The following is a 16,801-nucleotide window of genomic DNA, read 5'->3' on the forward strand; positions in this document are numbered from 1 at the left end:
CCATCGGTAACCACAGCGGCAACGGGAGTCCATCCCCCGTCGCCACCGACGGGGCTCACGCCTTCTTGGTCGCGGCCTTCTTGGCTCCTGCCTTCGTCGTCTTCTTCGCGGCCTTCTTCACGGTCTTCTTGGCCGTCTTCTTCGCCGACTTCTTGCGGGTCGCGGGGCCCTTGGCACGCTTCTCGGCGATGAGCTCGTAGGCCCGTGCCGCGGTGAGCGTCTCGGGCTCGTCATCACGTCGCAGCGTGGCATTCGTCTCACCGTCGGTGACGTACGGGCCGAAGCGCCCGTCCTTGACGACGACCTTCTTGCCGCTCACCGGGTCCTCGCCGAACTCGGCCAGCGGCGGCTTGGCCGCGGCCCGCCCGCGCTGCTTGGGCTGGGCGTAGATCGCCAGGGCCTCCTCGAGCGTGATCGCGAAGATCTGCGACTCGGTCTCGAGGGAGCGCGAGTCGGTGCCCTTCTTCAGGTACGGGCCGTAGCGACCGTTCTGCGCGGTGATGGGCACCTCGACCTGCGTCTCGGTGCCGTCCTCGGCGGTCTTGGTCTCGGTGACGGTGCCCACGGTGCGCGGCAGCGACAGCAGCTGCAGGGCGGTGTCGAGCTCGACCGTGGCCGGGTCCATCGACGCGAAGAGGGAGGCGGTGCGCGGCTTGACCTTGGCCTTGCCCCGCTTCGGCTTGTCCTCGGCGTCCTCCTCGAGCACCTCGGTGACGAAGGGGCCGTAGCGGCCGGTCTTGACGATGACGTCGCGGCCGGTCTCCGGGTCCTGCCCGAGGACGCGCCCGTCGTCGGCGGCCTGCGCGAGGTACTCGCGGGCCATCGCCGGGGTCAGCTCGTCGGGCGCGACGTCGTCGTTGATCGTCGCGCGCCTCGGGGTCTCCGAGGTCGAGACGACCTCCTCGACGTACGGGCCGTAGCGCCCCACCCGCACGACGACGCCGTCGCCGATGTCGATCGTGGAGATCGCCCTGGCGTCGATGTCACCGAGGTCGGTGACCAGCTCGTGCAGGCCCTGGCCGCCCCCTTCGCTCCCGTAGTAGAAGCGCTGCAGCCACGCCACCCGCTCCGCGGAGCCGGACGCGATCTCGTCGAGGTCCTCCTCCATCGAGGCGGTGAAGCGGTAGTCGACGAGGCTGCTGAAGTGCACCTCCATGAGGCGGGTGACCGCGAAGGCCAGCCACGTCGGGACGAGGGCGCTGCCCTTCTTGCGGACGTACCCGCGGTCCTGGATCGTGCTGATCGTCGAGGCGTACGTGGAGGGGCGGCCGATGCCGAGCTCCTCCATCTTCTTCACGAGCGAGGCCTCGGTGTAGCGCGCCGGCGGCGAGGTCTCGTGGCCGTTCGGGGTCGCGTCGACGACGTCGACCGCGGTGCCCTCGGTGACCTTCGGCAGCCGGGCCTCGCCGTCCTTCGTGGACTCGCGGGGCTCGTCGGTGCCCTCCTCGTACGCGGCGAGGAAACCCTTGAAGGTGATGACGGTGCCGGACGCGGAGTACTCGGCGGCGGTGGCGACCTCGCAGCCGCCGAGGTCGGCGGCCAGCCGGATCGTCGCGGTCGAGCCCTTGGCGTCGGCCATCTGGGAGGCGATCGTGCGCTTCCAGATCAGCTCGTAGAGCCGGAACTCGTCGCCGCGCAGCTCGCCGGCGACCTGCGCCGGGGTGCGGAAGCGGTCCCCCGCGGGGCGGATCGCCTCGTGCGCCTCCTGCGCGTTCTTCGCCTTCTTGCCGTACACGCGCGGCTGCTCGGGGACGAAGTCCGCGCCGTACATGTCGCGCGCCTGCCCCCGGGCTGCGGCGACGGCCGAGCCGGAGAGGTTGGTGCTGTCGGTACGCATGTACGTGATGTAGCCGTTCTCGTACAGCTTCTGCGCGACGCCCATCGCCGCGCGCGAGCCGAGGCCGAGCTTGCGACCGGCTTCCTGCTGCAGCGTCGAGGTCGTGAAGGGGGCGTACGGCCGGCGGGTATACGGCTTCTCGCTGACCGAGGAGACCGTGACGGACGCGGCGATCGTCGCCTCGGCGACCGTGGTCGCGGCGCGCTCGTCGAGCTGGCGGGCGGTGCCCTTGAGCGAACCGGTGTCGTCGAAGTCGGAGCCGGTCGCGACCTTGGTCCCGTCCAGGCTGGCGAGGCGGGCGGCGAAGGGGGCGGACCCGGCGGAGAAGCTGCCCTCGACGCTCCAGTACGAGGCCACCTTGAAGGCCATCCGCTCGCGCTCGCGCTCGACGACGATGCGGGTCGCCACGGACTGCACGCGCCCGGCGGACAGTCCGGCCTTGACCTTGCGCCACAGGACGGGCGAGATCTCGTAGCCGTAGAGGCGGTCGAGGATGCGGCGCGACTCCTGGGCGTTGACGAGGTCGAGGTCGAGGTCACGGGTCTCGGTGACGGCCCGCTGGATCGCCTCCTTGGTGATCTCGTGGAAGACCATCCGCTTGACGGGGACCTTGGGCTTGAGGGTCTCCAGGAGGTGCCAGGCGATCGCCTCGCCCTCGCGGTCCTCGTCGGTGGCGAGGTAGAGGGTGTCGGCGTCCTTGAGCAGGCGCTTGAGCTCGGTGACCTTCTTCTTCTTGTCCGGGTCCACGACGTAGTACGGCTCGAAGCCGTCCTCGACGTTGACGCCGAAGCGGCCGAAGGGCCCCTTCTTCATCTCCGCGGGCATCTCGGAGGGCGTGGGGATGTCGCGGATGTGCCCGACGGACGCCTCGACGACGTAGTCGCCGCCGAGGTAGCCGGCGATGGTCTTCGCCTTGGCGGGGGACTCCACGATGACGAGCTTGCTGGCCATGCGTGCCTCTTCTCCCGACCCTGCGTGCAGCGGATTCGTCGCTGCCTCGACGCACGGGTCGCTGGCGCCGACCGTACTACGCCCCGGTGGCCGGGTCGGAACCCATTCCGCCGGGGGTGGATTTTCATTGAAGATACAAGTATTATGGGTGCATGACCGCCACCCCGCCCGTGCTGTTCCTGTCCCACGGCGCTCCCCCGCTGGCCGACGACGCCCGCTGGACCGCCGAGCTCGCCCGTTGGTCGGGCTCCTTCGAGAAGCCGAAGAACATCCTCATGGTCTCGGCGCACTGGGAGAACGCCCCCGTCACGGTCAGCCCCACGCAGCGCAAGGTGCCGCTCACCTACGACTTCTGGGGTTTCCCGCAGAAGTACTTCGAGGTCGAGTACGACGCGCCGCTCGCCCCCGGCCTGGCCGCCGAGGTCTCCTCCCTCCTCGGGGCGAAGGGGGTCGACGTCCAGCGCGACGAGACCCGTGGCCTGGACCACGGCGCCTACGTGCCGCTCGTGGAGATGTTCCCCGAGGCCGACGTGCCGGTGCTCCAGATGTCGATGCCGACCCTCGACCCGCACCGCCTGCTCGAGATCGGCCGGGCGCTCGCCCCCCTTCGCGACCAGCGCACGCTCATCGTCGGCTCGGGCTTCACGACGCACAACCTGCGCTGGTTCAACCCGCGTGCCGGCGCCGACGCCACGCCCCCATCCGCCTCGAGCGAGTTCGACCACTGGGCCGCCGAGACCGTGGCGGCCGGTGACGTCGACGCCCTCGAGCGGATGCTCGAGCTGGCACCCGCCTCCCACGAGGCGCACCCGCGCACCGAGCACTGGGCGCCGCTGTACATCGCGATGGGCGCGGCCGAGGCCTCCGGCGCGACCGAGCGCCGGACGGCGGTCGACGGCTTCTGGTTCGGCCTGTCCAAGCGCTCCTGGCAGTTCGACTGATCGGACCGACCGGGGCGGGCAGTCCTCCCCATCGCCCACCCCGGCCGGCGTCGTTAGGGTCGTGACCGACGAGCGCTGCACCACGGCCGCGCCACGACCGGGGAGGACCCCATGAAGAAGCTCGCCACCATCATCGCCGCCAGCGGGCTCGCGCTGGGCCTCTCGGCCTGCGGCAGCCCGGAGAAGGACGCGGAGCAGGCCGTCACGGACTTCGCTCAGGCCTTCGAGGACAAGGACTACGACAAGGTCTGCGACAGCATCGACCCCGAGATGCTCAAGACCATGGAGTCGGCCGGCACCACGTGCGTCGAGGGCATGAAGGAGGGCGGCGACGACCTGGCCGAGGAGGCCAACGCCGACGACATCGAGATCCTCTCCTCCACGGTCTCCGAGGACGAGAAGACCGCCACCGTCAAGGTCAAGAACAGCAAGGACGAGGAGAACGACGTCAAGCTGGTCAAGGTCGAGGACGAGTGGAAGATCACCATGCAGTGACCTCGACACCCCGCTAGCACCCCCAGAGGGTCACGTCGTGCACATCAGACGCGTTCTTGGTGCATGACGTGACCCTCTGCGCGTGGGGTCAGACTCAGGCGGGCAGGATCAGGCCGTCGGCGGCCAGGCGCCGCACGAGCGTCGCGCCGGCCCCGAGCGCCTCACCGGTCGGCAGGTCGAGCAGCGCGGAGATCGCGGTGAGCGACTGCCGGGCGGTCAGCTCGCCGTCGCTCACGGACACCAGGGCCGCGTCGAGGGTGTCGAGGCGGATCGAGCGCGCCAGTCCCCCGCCCTGCCTCAGCACGATGACATTGGGGTCGGTGGCGCCGGGAGCCGCGTGCGTCTCGGTGGTCACGTCGTCGGCGCAGCGCCACGCGGTGTCGAGCAGGGCGTCGTCGTCGAGGCCGGCGAGCCGGTCGCGGGCGACGAGCCCGGCAGCGATGGTCGGCCCCATCGGGGTGGCAACCGGTCCGTGCGCCTCGACGAGGTCGACGAAGGGGGTCCGCTGCGCCGTGGGTCGGTGCAGCGTGATGATCCCGAAGCCGATCTGCTCCACGCGGCGCGACGCGAAGTCGTCCAGCCAGGCGCCGACCAGCGTGTCGTGCTCGCTCGTGCCCGGCAGGTGACCGCCGTCGCGGGTCCACAGCTCGGCGTACTCCGCCGGGTCCTGCACGTCGCGCTGCACGACCCACGCGTCGAGGCCGCTCTCCGCGACCCACTCCCCGACCCGGTCGCGCCAGTCCTGGCCGGCGCCGGTCTCCCAGTTGCCGAGGAGCTGGGCGACGCCTCCGGGCGCGAGGTGGGCGCCGACCCCCTTCGTCAGGGCGGCGACGACCGCGTCACCGGCGGCGCCCCCGTCGCGGTACTCGTAGAGCGGCACGTCCCCGCTCCGCGGCGTGATGACGAAGGGCGGATTGCTCACGACGAGGTCGAAGGCCTCCCCGGCCACCGGCTCGAGGAAGCTGCCCTCGCGCAGGTCCCAGTCGGCGCGGTTGAGCGCGGCGTTGAAGGCGGCGTAGCCGAGCGCGCGGCGCGACAGGTCGGTCGCGACGACGTGCTCGGCGTGGGTCGACAGGTGCAGGGCCTGGACGCCGCAGCCGGTGCCGAGGTCGAGGGCGCGGGCGACGCGGGTGCGGGGGGTCCACGACGCGAGGGTCGTCGAGGCGCCACCGATGCCGAGCACGTGGTCGACGGGCAGCGGCTCGCTGCGGGCGTGCTCCGTGGGGTCGGAGGCGACCCACCACGCGTGCCCGGTGTCGTCCCCGTAGGGCCGCAGGTCGCAGGTGGCCCGGACGTGCGCGCCCTCCGGCTCGACGATCCCGAGGGCGACGGCGCCGGTGACGCCCGTGCGCGGCAGGGCGCTCGCCAGGTCGTCCGCGGCCGTGGGCAGCCCGAGCCCGAAGCACCCGATGAGCACGCCGAGCGGGTCGCTCGCGCCGGCGACCGCGCGCCGTGCGGGCAGGGTCTGCTCCCGGCCGAGGGCCGCGCTGGCGAGGGCACCGAGGCGTTCACGCACCTCGTCCACGCCGAAGGGGGCGCCCGCCAGGTCCTCCCTCAGGGAGTCGAGCAGGGCCGGGTCGGTGCGCAGGGTCGCCGAGGTACTCACCCGACGAGCCTAGCCAGCCCGGCCCGCTCCCTTCGCCCGTCAGGCTCGGTCGAGGACCGGCTCGACGTCCGGGTCGGCCATCGCGACGTCGTCACGCTTGGAGTAGAGCAGCGCGCCGACGATGACGACGAACGCGACGAGTGCGATGCCCCAGCGGATCATCTGGTCGGTGTCGTCGCCGAGGTAGAGGGTGATGATCGCCGGGGCGATGAGGACGGCGACGAGGTTCATCACCTTGATGAGCGGGTTGATCGCCGGCCCGGCGGTGTCCTTGAAGGGGTCGCCGACGGTGTCACCGATGACCGCGGCCTCGTGGCCGGACGAGCCCTTGCCGCCGTGCTTGCCGTCCTCGACGATCTTCTTCGCGTTGTCCCACGCGCCGCCGGAGTTGGCGAGGAAGACGGCCATGAGCGCGCCGCAGGCGATGGCGCCGGCGAGGAACCCGGCGAGCGCCCCGATGCCCAGCCCGAAGCCGACGATGATCGGGGTGAGGGCGGCCAGCAGGCCGGGGGTCGCGAGCTTCGTCAGCGAGTCGCGGGTGCAGATGTCGACCACGCGGGCGTACTCGGGCTTCTCGGTGCCGGCCATGATCCCCGGGTGCTCGCGGAACTGCCGGCGCACCTCGTGGACGATCGACCCGGCGGCCACGGTGACCGCGTTGATCGCCAGGCCGGAGAAGAGGAAGACAACCGCGGCGCCGACGAGCACGCCGACGAGGACGTTGGGGGCGACGATCTGGGTGTTGACCATCTGCTCGAGGTCGGACACCCGGTCCTTGGAGAGCGAGCCCGGGTCGACCGCGCGGACTGCCGAGGTCCACGCGTCCGTGTAGCTGCCGAAGAGCGCCGTCGCGGCGAGCACGGCCGTCGCGATCGCGATGCCCTTGGTGATCGCCTTGGTCGTGTTGCCGACGGCGTCGAGCTCGGTGAGGATCTGTGCGGCCTCGCCGTCGACGTCACCGGACATCTCGGCGATGCCCTGGGCGTTGTCCGAGACCGGGCCGAAGGTGTCCATGGCGACGATGACGCCGACGGTCGTGAGCAGCCCGCAGCCGGCGAGCGCGATGAAGAAGAGCCCGAGCACGACCGACGAGCCGCCGAGGAGGAAGGCCAGGTAGATGCAGACCGCGATCGTCACGACCTTGTAGACGGCTGACTCGAGGCCGAGGCTGATGCCGGAGAGGATGACGGTCGCGGCGCCGGTCTCGGTGGTGCGCGCGACGTCCATCGTCGGTCGCTTGTCGGTCCCCGTGTAGTACCCGGTCATGCGCAGGATGACGGCGGCCAGCACGATGCCGAGGACGACGGCGAGCAGCGCCGCCCGGCGCGGGTCGCCCACGAGGGCGGCGACGCCCTCGTCGGGCGAGCCCAGGTCGGCGTAGGCGCCGGGCAGGTAGGTGTACGCCGCGACGGCGCACAGGACCGCGGAGATCACCGCAGAGATGTAGAAGCCGCGGTTGATCGCGTCGAGCGCCGACTCCCCCGCCCGCGCGCGGGTGATGAAGATGCCGATCATGGCCGTCACGGCGCCGATGGCGGGGATGAGCAGGGGGAAGACGAGGCCGTAGGCGCCGAAGGCCGCGGAGCCGAGGATGAGCGCCGCGACGAGCATCACGGCGTAGGACTCGAAGAGGTCCGCGGCCATGCCGGCGCAGTCGCCGACGTTGTCACCGACGTTGTCGGCGATGGTGGCGGCGTTGCGCGGGTCGTCCTCGGGGATGCCGGCCTCGACCTTGCCGACGAGGTCGGCGCCGACGTCGGCGGCCTTGGTGAAGATGCCGCCGCCGACGCGCATGAACATCGCGAGCAGGGCGGCACCGAAGCCGAAGCCCTCGAGGACCTTGGGAGCGTCACCGCGGTAGGCGAGGACGACGACGGCCGCACCGATCAGGCCGAGGCCGACGGTGAACATGCCGACCGTCCCGCCGGTGCGGAAGGCGATCCGCATCCCGTCGTCGCGACCGGTCGAGCGGGCGGCCTGGGCGACGCGGACATTGGCCTTGACCGCGAGCGACATGCCCAGGTAGCCGATCGTCGCGGAGAAGACGGCGCCGAGGACGAAGAACCCGGACCGTCCCCAGCGGACCCCCGCGGTGTCGGCGGGCAGGAAGAGGAGTAGGACGAAGACGAGGACGACGAAGACGACGAGCGTCCTGAACTGCCGCCGCAGGTAGGCGTGCGCGCCCTCCTCGACCGCCCCGGCGATCTCCTGCATGCGCTCGGTGCCGGCGCCCGCGGCGAGCACCTGCCCCCGCAGGACCACCCCCAGGACGAGCGCGAGGAGGCCGATCGCGGCCACGCCGCCGACGAGCCCGAGGTTGGTGCCGTCGAGCGTGATCGATGACGCTGCGGTCAGGGACGCGTGCGAGCCAGCCATGCCATCCTCCTTGATGGGCGCGGGTCACGGCCGGACCGTCGTCGTGGCGGCACGACCGTTGGCTCACACTACTGCCGAGTTGCCTCCGCGGCGCGGACTGCGGCGTCGACATCCGGGTGGACGTCGAGGAGCTGGTCGAGGCCGGTGATGGAGAAGACCCGCAGCACCCGGGGGTGGGCGGCCGCGACGGTCATCGTCCCGCCGTGGCGGGAGAGGCGCTTGAGGCGCCCGACGACGATCCCCAGGCCGGTGGAGTCCATGAAGGTCACCGCGGACAGGTCGAGGGTCAGACGGCGGCGCCCATCGGCGATGAGCGCCTCGAGCGCGTCGCGCAGCACGGCGGCGGAGGTCACGTCGATCTCACCACTGACGTGGACGATGTGGACCTCGCCCGCTTCGCTGGTCGTGATCGTGATGGGCACCGGCCTACCGTAGATCACATGTCCAGCACCCGTCCGCAGGCCCCCGACCTGCTCCGCGCCCTGGCCGCCGGCCGCGAGGACCGGGTGCGGCACGTCGAGTCGATGCCCCGTCGCCCTGCGGAGCACGCCGACCTGCCGGACTGGGTCGCCCCGCCGCTGCGGACCGCCCTCGCCGGCGCCGGCATCGACCGGCTCTGGTCACACCAGGCCGCTGCCGCCGAGGCGGCACGGGAGGGCAGGCACGTCGTCCTGGCGACCGGTACGGCCTCGGGCAAGTCGCTGGGGTACCTCCTCCCTTCGCTCACCGCGGTGCTCGAGGGTCGGGCCGCCGCCAACGGCCGCGGCGCGACCGCGCTCTACCTGTCCCCGACCAAGGCGCTGGCCGCCGACCAGCTGGCGCGGATCCAGTCGTGGGCGGTCCCCGGCATCCGCGCCGCGACGTACGACGGCGACACCCCGACCGACGAGCGGCGCTGGATCCGCGACCACGCCGACGTCATCCTCACCAACCCCGACCTCGTGCACCACTCCCTGCTGCCGGGGCACGAGCACTGGGCGCACGTGCTGCGGCGGCTGCGCTACGTCGTCATCGACGAGTGCCACGTCTACCGGGGGGTCTTCGGGTCGCACGTCGCCCTGCTCATCCGCCGGCTGCGGCGGGTGGCACGCCGGTACGGCGCCGACCCGGTGTTCGTCCTCGCCTCGGCCACCGTCGGCGACCCGGGCGGCCACGCCTCGCGGCTCATCGGGGACGACGTGCTCGCGGTGACGCGAGACGGCTCGCCCCGCGGGGCGCTGACCTTCGCGCTGTGGCAGCCGCCGGAGGACGACGAGGGCGCCCGCCGCTCCCCCACGACGGAGGCCGCCGAGCTCATGGTCGAGCTCGTGGGCCGGGACGTCCAGACGCTCGCGTTCGCGCGGTCGCGGGCGGGCGTCGAGGCCCTCGCCTCCTCCGCCGCGCGGCGGGTGAGCGCAGTGGACGAAGGGAGGATCGCGGCCTACCGGGGCGGCTACCTGCCCGAGGAACGGCGGATCATCGAGCGTCGGCTGCGCGACCGCGACCTGCTCGGGCTCGCCGCGACCAACGCGCTCGAGCTCGGCATCGACATCGCCGGGCTCGACGTCGTCCTCATGGCCGGGTGGCCCGGTCGGCTGGCCTCGGTGTGGCAGCAGGCGGGTCGCGCCGGGCGGGACGGGCAGGACGCCCTCGCCGTGCTGCTCGCCGGCGACGACCCGCTCGACACCTGGGTGGTGGAGCACCCCGAGGCGGTCTTCGACGCGCCGGTCGAGACGAGCGTGCTCGACCCGCGCAACCTCCACGTCCTCGTGCCGCACGTGGCCTGCGCGGCCGCGGAGATCCCCGTGACCCTCGACGACGAACGCTGGTTCGGCGAGGGGCTGAGCGGCGTCCTCGACGTGCTCGTCACGCGAGGGATCCTGCGTGCCCGCCCCGGCGGCTGGTTCTGGACCCGGCCCGACCGGCCCGGTGAGCACGTGTCCCTGCGCGGCATCGGCGAGGTGGTGAGCATCGTCGAAGGGAGGTCCGGTCGCGTCGTCGGGACGGTCGACGAGAGCTCGGCGCACGCGCAGGTCCACACGGGCGCCGTGCACGTGCACCAGGGGCGCACCTTCGTCGTCACCGACCTCGATCTCGAGCAGTCGACGGCCACGGTCGTGCTGGGCGACCCGGGGTGGTCGACGCACGCCCAGTCGGTGTCCTCCTTCGACATCGTCGCCGAGGAGGTCGGGGTCGACCACGGACCGGTCCGGGTCTCCTTCGGCCGGGTGGACGTGCGCCGTCAGGTGACCGGGTTCCTCCGGCGACTGCCGGGCGGCGAGGTCATCGGCCGCCACGAGCTCGACCTGCCCGAGCGGACCCTCTCGACCCGGGCGGTGTGGTGGACGATGACGCCGGAGGCGCTGGCGCGGGCCGGTGTCGCCGAGCAGGACGTGCCGGGCGCCGCGCACGCCGCGGAGCACGCCGCGATCGGGATGCTCCCGCTCCTCGCCACGTGCGACCGGTGGGACATCGGCGGGGTCTCCACCGACCAGCACCCGCAGACGGGGCTGCCCACCGTGATGGTCTATGACGGGCACCCCGGGGGTGCGGGGTTCGCGGCACGCGCGCACGAGCGGATCGGCGAGTGGCTGACGATGACCCGCGAGACGATCGCCGCGTGCGGGTGCAGCGGCGACGGCTGCCCGGCCTGCGTCGTGTCGCCCAAGTGCGGCAACGGCAACGAGCCGCTGGACGCTCGCGGCGCCGTCGCGCTGCTCGACCTGCTCCTGGCCTCGCTCGGACATACAGTGAGCGAGGACCCGCTGCAGGAGACCGCGGGCTGACAACTTCCGGGAGCTACTGCCATGGTCATCCTCGGCCTCATCCTCGTGCTCGTCGCCCTCGCGCTCGGCGCGGCCCTGCTCCTCGGCACCCAGGCCCCGGACGTCGCCGGCCAGGACGTCGACATCAAGCTCTTCGACGCGGTGACGATCACCCTCGACCCGCTCGCGCTCGTCGTCGCGGGCATGGCGACGATGCTCCTGCTGTGGCTCGGGCTCGTGCTCATCAAGGCGGCCCTGACGCGACGGACCAGACAGCGCCGCCAGCGCAAGGAGCAGGAGCTGGCCGCCAGGCAGCGCCTCGCCGACCAGGAGGCGGCCCACCGCGAGGAGGTGGCCCGCCGCGACCGCGAGCTCCAGGACCAGCGCGTCTCCACCGAGATCGCCCGCGAGCGCGCCGAGGTGGCCGAGCGACACGACCCGACGCTCACCGACCAGCCGACCGAGCGCATCGACACGGGTGTCGCCACCCCGGGCCGCGACGCCCTCGGACCGGACGCGACGCGCCCGATCCGTCGCGACCCGCGCCCCTGACGGGCCAGGCCGTGGTCGTGGCCGGCCACGGAGGGTCCTCGGGGAGGCGGTCCGGGGCATCACCCGTCCTCCGGTGACGGGCCGGCGCGAGCCCTCCCCTCGGCATGGTCCGGGCCGACCCCGCCGAGGCGAAGGGGGATCCTCGCCGACACCGTGACGGTCACCTCGCCCCCGCCACCGACATCGCAGCCGATGACCGCCACGTCGTGGTGTGCAGCCACACGGCGGGCTTCGGCGCACGCGCCGCCCGCGTCGGCCGACTGCTGGTACTCGACAGCCCCCGCGAGGGCGGACAGGTCCGCCGCAGAGCGGGCGACGTGCGCCGCCCGCACCGCGCTGAGGACGGCCAGGGCCGCGAGCGTGATGGTGAGCAGGACCGCGATGAGCCCGACAGCCAGGACCGTCGACGAGCCGGCCTCGGCGCGCAGCTCACGGGGCGACATCGACGGACTCGAGCCGGGCGGTCGACGAGCACGAGGTCTCCGCGGCCGCGAAGGCCAGGGCCGGTGGTGACGGAGCCGTCACGGTGACGGTGACGTCCGAGCCGCTGCGCCCGGCCTCCAGACGCGCCCCGTCGGGAGCCGTGCGCTGCGCGTCCGTGAGCGCACGGGACGGGGACTCGCCCCGGGCCAGCTCACGGACGGCCACCCTGGCGGCGTCCACGCAGCGCACCCGGTCGACGCCCCAGGACAGGGCGGACAGGCAGATGACGAGGACGAGGACGACCGCGGGGATGGTGAGGGCGAGCTCCGCCGTCACCATCCCCGCGTCCCCCGTCCCCTCAGCGGATGCCGAGCGCCTCGAGGATGACACCCGACAGGCCCGTCTTGATCGTCCCGGACTTCACGACCGCGAGCAGCACGATCGCGAAGGTGCACGCGGCGAGCGTGCCGACCGCGTACTCCGCCGTGGTCATCCCGGCCTCGCAGGCCAGTCGCCCACGGTGGACCCAGCTGACGATGGACTTCTTCATGGGTCGTTCCTCCCTCTCGGCAGCACCTGGTGTGCTGCGCTGACTTCCACCCTTCGCCCCTGGGCCCGCACGCGGGAGGGTCGCGCGGGACCTGTGGACCGTCACGACACGCAGGACCGGGTTGGGGAAAGCGCCGATCTCGGCTGGCCGGGTCGAGGTCGCAGCGACCGCCCACCCGGTCGGGATCACCTCGACCCGTGGGGCGCGCCGACGGGTCAGCCGAGCTGGGTCCCCACGAGCACGGCGACCAGCGGGATGACCGCGGTCGCGATGAAGGCCGGCAGGAAGCACAGCCCGAGCGGGAGGACGAGCATCACGGCGGCCTTGCCCCCGGACTCCTCGAGCCGTCTGGCCTCGGTGTCCCGCAGGGTCTCGGCCGCGTCGAGCAGCACCGCGGCAGAGGGGGCACCCACCGCGTCGGCGACGACGAAGGCCGTCGCCGTCGGACCCCACAGCTCTCGCGCGTAGGTCCAGGACTCCGCCATCGAGCGGCCCCACCCGAGTGCGGCGGCCACCCGGTGCAGGTCCTCGCCCGCGCCCTGCGCGGACACCTCGGCGACCTCCTCCAAGGCCTGGACCAGGCCCCGCCCGGACTGCAGCGCGAGCGCCAGGAGGACGCTCGAGTCGGCGACCTCGTCGACCGTGAGCGAGGCCGTCGACCTGGGTGGCTCCGGCTCCCGCCGCAGCCACCCCACGCCGGCGGCCCGGCCCGGCCACACCGCCACCGCGACCACCACGAGCAGCACCACGAGGATGCTCACGTGTGGACCCTCGGCTGCACGGCCCGTGCGAGCACCCACCGGCAGACGAGCCACCCGACGGCGGTGAGCACGAGCCCCAGGACGGCCGCGCCCATCGTCACCGCGCTGTGGCCGTACACCTCCCAGGGCGTGAGGCCGAAGGCGAACCCCGCGAGCATCCCCACGAGTGGCAGCAGCGTCAGCATGTGCATCGTCGCCCGCGCACCCGCGGTCGCCGCCTCGAGGCGGCGCCGCGCCTGCACCCGGGCCCGCAGCACCTGCGCGCTGGTCGCCATGGACGGGGCGAGGGCGACGCCGAGGTCCTCGCTCAGCGACCAGGCGCCCGCGAGCGGACCCAGCTCGGGACGCCCGGCCGCGTGCCTCCGCCACACCCCGCCCGCGCCACCCCCGGTCGCGAGCTCGGCCCCCACCTCCTCGAGCACCGACCGCCACGGCCGTGGGGCCTCGCCCGTCACCACCCGCACGGCAGCCACGGGAGTCGCTCCCGAGCGCAAGGCCATCGCCAGCAGGTCGGCGACGACGGCGAGGGACTCGAGGTCGCGCAGGCGTCCACCTGCGGTCCCAAGGGTCCACCACCCACGACTGGGCGCGGCGGGCGCCGTGAGGGACACGCCCGTCGTCGGTCCCGGCCAGAGCAGCACGGCCGCGAGCACGAGGCCGACCACGGCGAGTGTCATGTCCGCACCCCGGGCAGCGGGCCGATCGAGTCGACGACGCGACGCCCACCGACCCGCCGCAGGTGCACGACCACCTCGATCGCGCTGACCAGCTGGGCGCGCACCGCCTCACGGCTCATGCCGGCGAGCGCACCCAGCGCCTCGAAGCGACTGGGCACGTCCTCGGCGCGGTTGGCGTGGAGGGTGCCGCAGCCCCCTTCGTGCCCCGTGTTGAGCGCGAGCAAGAGGTCACGCACCTCCGCGCCCCGCACCTCTCCGACGACGAGCCGGTCGGGCCGCATCCGCAGCGCCTGCCGCACAAGATCGACCATCGTCACCTCACCGGCGCCCTCGGTGTTGGCCGCCCGCGCCTGCAACCGCACCACGTGAGGGTGCCCGACCTGGATCTCCCCCACGTCCTCGACGACGAGCAGCCGCTCTGCGGACGGCACCTCGGCGAGCATCGCCGCGAGGAGCGTCGTCTTGCCGGTCCCCGTCCCCCCGGTGACCACGTGGGCGCGCTTGTCGGCGACGACCTCGCGCAGCTGCTCCGCCTGGGCGGGGGTGGCCATACCGAGCCGGACGAGCGCGTCGAGCCCACCGCCCCGGTGCCGCGGGATGCGCAGGCTCACGTGTGCCCCGTCGGCCACCAACGGCGGGAGCACGGCGTGCAGGCGGATCCCGCGCGGCAGCAGGCCGTCCACCCAGGGCTGGGCGTCGTCGAGACGCCGCCCCGCGATCGCCGACAGCCGCGTGGCCAGGCGCCGGACCGCGTCCGCGTCCCCGACGACCACGTCGGCCCGGGTCACGCCCTCGCCCCGGTCGACCCACACCGAGCCGTCCCCGTTGACGAGCACGTCGGTCACGAGCGCGTCGGCGACGAGCGGCTCGAGCGCACCGAGACCCATGAGGTCCGCGCGCAGCTCCCCCGACCTCCGCGCCGTCCCGGCCGCACCCAGGCGCACCGCCTCGGAGCGGGCCACCTCGTCGATGACCCCGATGTCCGGGGCCCTGCCAGCGCGCACCTGCTCGTCGATCGCGCTCGACCACCTCATGACGCCAGCCCCAGGACACGCTCGGCGAGCGCCGGGCCGTGGCCGGGCAGCTCCGCGGCGAGGGCCCGCGCCACCTCGCCGACGGCTCCTCTGGGCCGGGGCGCGCGTCCGTGGGCCTCGTCGCGGACGACGCCCGGGTCGTCGGCGAGGTGATCGAGCAGCGGTAGCCCCAGGTGCTCGGCCGCCCGCTCCGAGACCCGTTCCGCCCGCCGCGGCCCGCGGGTGACGAGCAACGTCGACCCGCGCAGGTCCCCGAGCGCGCCCGCGACCACCTCCCCGTCGCGCAGCCACCGGGGCCGCAGGCCGACCACGAGCACGACGAGCGCGGCCAGCTCCGCCCACACCGCCGGCACCCGGCCCATCGCGGGCAGGTCGACGACCACCGGCCCCTCGGCCGCCAGCCCCAGCATCACCTCGCGCACCGCCCCGGGGGAAGGGCGCCGCCCGCGGGCGGCGAGGACAGGCACCGGCCCGAGCGGCAGGGCCCGGCGCAGGCGGGCGGCGTCGACCTCCCCTTCGTGCTCGGCGAGATCACCCCAGCGCAGCCCGTCGAGGTGCTCCGCGGCGACCGTGGCATCGAGCCCACCGGAGGCGAAGGCGCCGTCGACGAGCACCGGTGAGCCGTCGCGGGCGAGCACGGTGGCCGTGACGGCAGCGAGCGTGGAGGCGCCGAGCCCTCCGGAGGCGCCGGTGACGATGACGACGGGATGCATGTCCTCGACCCTGCCCCCGACCCGACGGCGCCCGGAACGGGGCCGGCGGCCCTGTGGATGCCCCCTTCACGCCACCGTGGTCTGTGGACGAGCGTGGTCCGTGGAGCACACTCCCAGGAAAGGGGACGGCCCCGGCGGGGGAGCGCCGGGGCCGTCAACGCGCGGACTCCGGGGGGAGGGAGCCGGGCGTTGGCCGCTCGACCCGAAGGGAGCAGCTGAGGACAACAATAACCCTCCACGCCGGGAACGCAATTCCCGACGCGCGCGAGGTGCCGAGGGTCTCAGCCGAGGCGCCCCGCACGCACCGAGTCGGCCACCCGCCAGCCCTCCTCGGCGCCCGCGACGAGCGAGTCACCGCAGTGCCTCAGCCACAACGTGACCCCCGGCACGCCACCGTGCACGTAGCCCCCGAGCGAGCCGAGGTACGCCGGACCGCCCTCGTGGCCGTGCCCCGCCTCGGGCACCGCGACGCCCGTGGGGTCGAGCCCGGTCGCGGCGATCATCGCCCGCTCCACGGCCCGCGCGACGAGCCCGTTGCCGACGACGAAGGGCCGCACGGTCGCGATCTCCGCGTGCACGATCGAGGCGACGACGAGCGCCGGCGCCTCGCTCGCCGACTGCATGAGCTCGATGATCCCGGACAGCCGGCGCCGCAGCTCCTCGCCCGTCGGCGCCGGGCCGAGGTCGGCGAACTCCTCGCACCCCTCCCCCTCGACGCGGGGCCGACCGAGCTGGCCGTGGTCCGTGACCAGCTGCGCCGCCGCCGCGGTGTGCAGGCGCGCCAGCGCCTGCCCGGGCGAGCGGGTGACGAGGTCGCGCAGGTGCTCGCTCTCCGCGGTGGCCGCGATGGCGCCGTGGATGACCCGCTCTGCCGGGTCCGGGTCGGGGCTGCGCTCCCGCGCCCCCCGCATGAGGTCGCGCACGATCGTCGCGGTCGAGCGGGCCCCGTCGAGCTCGGCGCTCGCCCAGGCACCGCGGACGCGGGACTCCGCGGACGCCTCCGGGATCCGCCGGCGCAGTGCCTCGTGCCAGCGCAGGTTGGTGCACGCCTCGCGGGCCCGGTCCGAGGCCTCGGCGACCTCCGGGATCGCGGCGAGCTGGGTCAGGGCGGCGACGAGCGGGCTTGAGTCTGGCACCCGCA

The 16,801-nt window shown here is 73.6% G+C and carries 16 protein-coding genes; 4 read left to right on the plus strand and 12 right to left on the minus strand.

The window, feature by feature from the left end; all coding sequences use genetic code 11:
• Positions 1-55 precede the first annotated feature (55 nt).
• Positions 56-2,788 (minus strand): type I DNA topoisomerase, encoded by a 2,733-nt coding sequence (topA, locus tag V3C34_RS16865; protein ID WP_346007717.1) that lies wholly within the window; start codon positions 2,786-2,788, stop codon positions 56-58.
• Positions 2,789-2,940: 152 nt separating this feature from the next.
• Here topA and V3C34_RS16870 point away from each other — a divergent pair, with 152 nt between their 5' ends.
• On the plus strand, positions 2,941-3,729 hold the full coding sequence (locus V3C34_RS16870; RefSeq protein WP_346007718.1) for a class III extradiol ring-cleavage dioxygenase: 789 nt from the start codon (positions 2,941-2,943) through the stop codon (positions 3,727-3,729).
• Positions 3,730-3,840: 111 nt separating this feature from the next.
• Positions 3,841-4,224, plus strand: a complete 384-nt coding sequence (locus tag V3C34_RS16875) for a DUF4878 domain-containing protein (protein WP_068321141.1) — start codon at positions 3,841-3,843, stop codon at positions 4,222-4,224.
• A gap of 94 nt (positions 4,225-4,318) precedes the next feature.
• Here the strand turns inward: V3C34_RS16875 and V3C34_RS16880 are convergent, their stop codons facing one another.
• The 3 genes from V3C34_RS16880 to V3C34_RS16890 form a co-directional block, all read right to left on the minus strand.
• Positions 4,319-5,830, minus strand: a complete 1,512-nt coding sequence (locus V3C34_RS16880) for a DUF7059 domain-containing protein (protein ID WP_346007719.1) — start codon at positions 5,828-5,830, stop codon at positions 4,319-4,321.
• 39 nt (positions 5,831-5,869) lie between these two features.
• Positions 5,870-8,206, minus strand: coding sequence for a sodium-translocating pyrophosphatase (locus V3C34_RS16885; protein WP_068321137.1), 2,337 nt, complete (start codon positions 8,204-8,206; stop codon positions 5,870-5,872).
• Positions 8,207-8,274: 68 nt separating this feature from the next.
• Positions 8,275-8,628: an STAS domain-containing protein gene (locus V3C34_RS16890; RefSeq protein ID WP_068321133.1), complete on the minus strand. Its 354-nt coding sequence runs from the start codon at positions 8,626-8,628 to the stop codon at positions 8,275-8,277.
• Between the two features lie 18 nt (positions 8,629-8,646).
• On the opposite strand from V3C34_RS16890, the gene V3C34_RS16895 reads away from it, so the two are divergent.
• Together V3C34_RS16895 and V3C34_RS16900 are read left to right on the plus strand one after the other, a co-directional pair.
• Entirely contained in the window at positions 8,647-10,971 is a 2,325-nt protein-coding gene (locus V3C34_RS16895; RefSeq protein WP_346007720.1) for a DEAD/DEAH box helicase, read from the plus strand.
• A 21-nt stretch (positions 10,972-10,992) separates the two neighbouring features.
• Positions 10,993-11,502 carry a hypothetical protein gene (locus V3C34_RS16900; RefSeq protein ID WP_068321128.1) on the plus strand — a complete coding sequence of 170 codons (510 nt, stop codon included), beginning with the start codon at positions 10,993-10,995 and terminating at the stop codon, positions 11,500-11,502.
• 59 nt (positions 11,503-11,561) lie between these two features.
• On the opposite strand, the gene V3C34_RS16905 is transcribed toward V3C34_RS16900, so the two are convergent.
• The 8 genes from V3C34_RS16905 to V3C34_RS16940 form a co-directional block, all read right to left on the minus strand.
• Entirely contained in the window at positions 11,562-11,945 is a 384-nt protein-coding gene (locus V3C34_RS16905) for an Rv3654c family TadE-like protein (protein ID WP_068426134.1), read from the minus strand.
• Entirely contained in the window at positions 11,932-12,264 is a 333-nt protein-coding gene (locus V3C34_RS16910; protein ID WP_346007721.1) for a TadE family type IV pilus minor pilin, read from the minus strand. Before V3C34_RS16910 ends, V3C34_RS16905 begins: the two co-directional genes overlap by 14 nt.
• Positions 12,265-12,283: 19 nt before the next feature.
• Complete coding sequence (locus tag V3C34_RS16915; RefSeq protein ID WP_068321119.1) at positions 12,284-12,475, minus strand: DUF4244 domain-containing protein; 192 nt, start codon at positions 12,473-12,475, stop codon at positions 12,284-12,286.
• A 215-nt stretch (positions 12,476-12,690) separates the two neighbouring features.
• Positions 12,691-13,236, minus strand: coding sequence for a type II secretion system F family protein (locus V3C34_RS16920; RefSeq protein ID WP_068321116.1), 546 nt, complete (start codon positions 13,234-13,236; stop codon positions 12,691-12,693).
• Positions 13,233-13,913 (minus strand): type II secretion system F family protein, encoded by a 681-nt coding sequence (locus V3C34_RS16925; RefSeq protein ID WP_082817279.1) that lies wholly within the window; start codon positions 13,911-13,913, stop codon positions 13,233-13,235. The genes V3C34_RS16920 and V3C34_RS16925 overlap by 4 nt, the downstream gene beginning before the upstream one ends.
• Entirely contained in the window at positions 13,910-14,947 is a 1,038-nt protein-coding gene (locus V3C34_RS16930) for a TadA family conjugal transfer-associated ATPase (protein ID WP_068321110.1), read from the minus strand. Before V3C34_RS16930 ends, V3C34_RS16925 begins: the two co-directional genes overlap by 4 nt.
• Positions 14,944-15,660, minus strand: coding sequence for a hypothetical protein (locus tag V3C34_RS16935; RefSeq protein WP_338537552.1), 717 nt, complete (start codon positions 15,658-15,660; stop codon positions 14,944-14,946). Before V3C34_RS16935 ends, V3C34_RS16930 begins: the two co-directional genes overlap by 4 nt.
• A 281-nt stretch (positions 15,661-15,941) precedes the next feature.
• Complete coding sequence (locus V3C34_RS16940; RefSeq protein WP_068426121.1) at positions 15,942-16,796, minus strand: Fic family protein; 855 nt, start codon at positions 16,794-16,796, stop codon at positions 15,942-15,944.
• Between the last annotated feature and the right edge of the window lie 5 nt (positions 16,797-16,801).

The organism is Janibacter terrae (genome assembly GCF_039636765.1).
Lineage (GTDB): Bacteria > Actinomycetota > Actinomycetes > Actinomycetales > Dermatophilaceae > Janibacter > Janibacter terrae.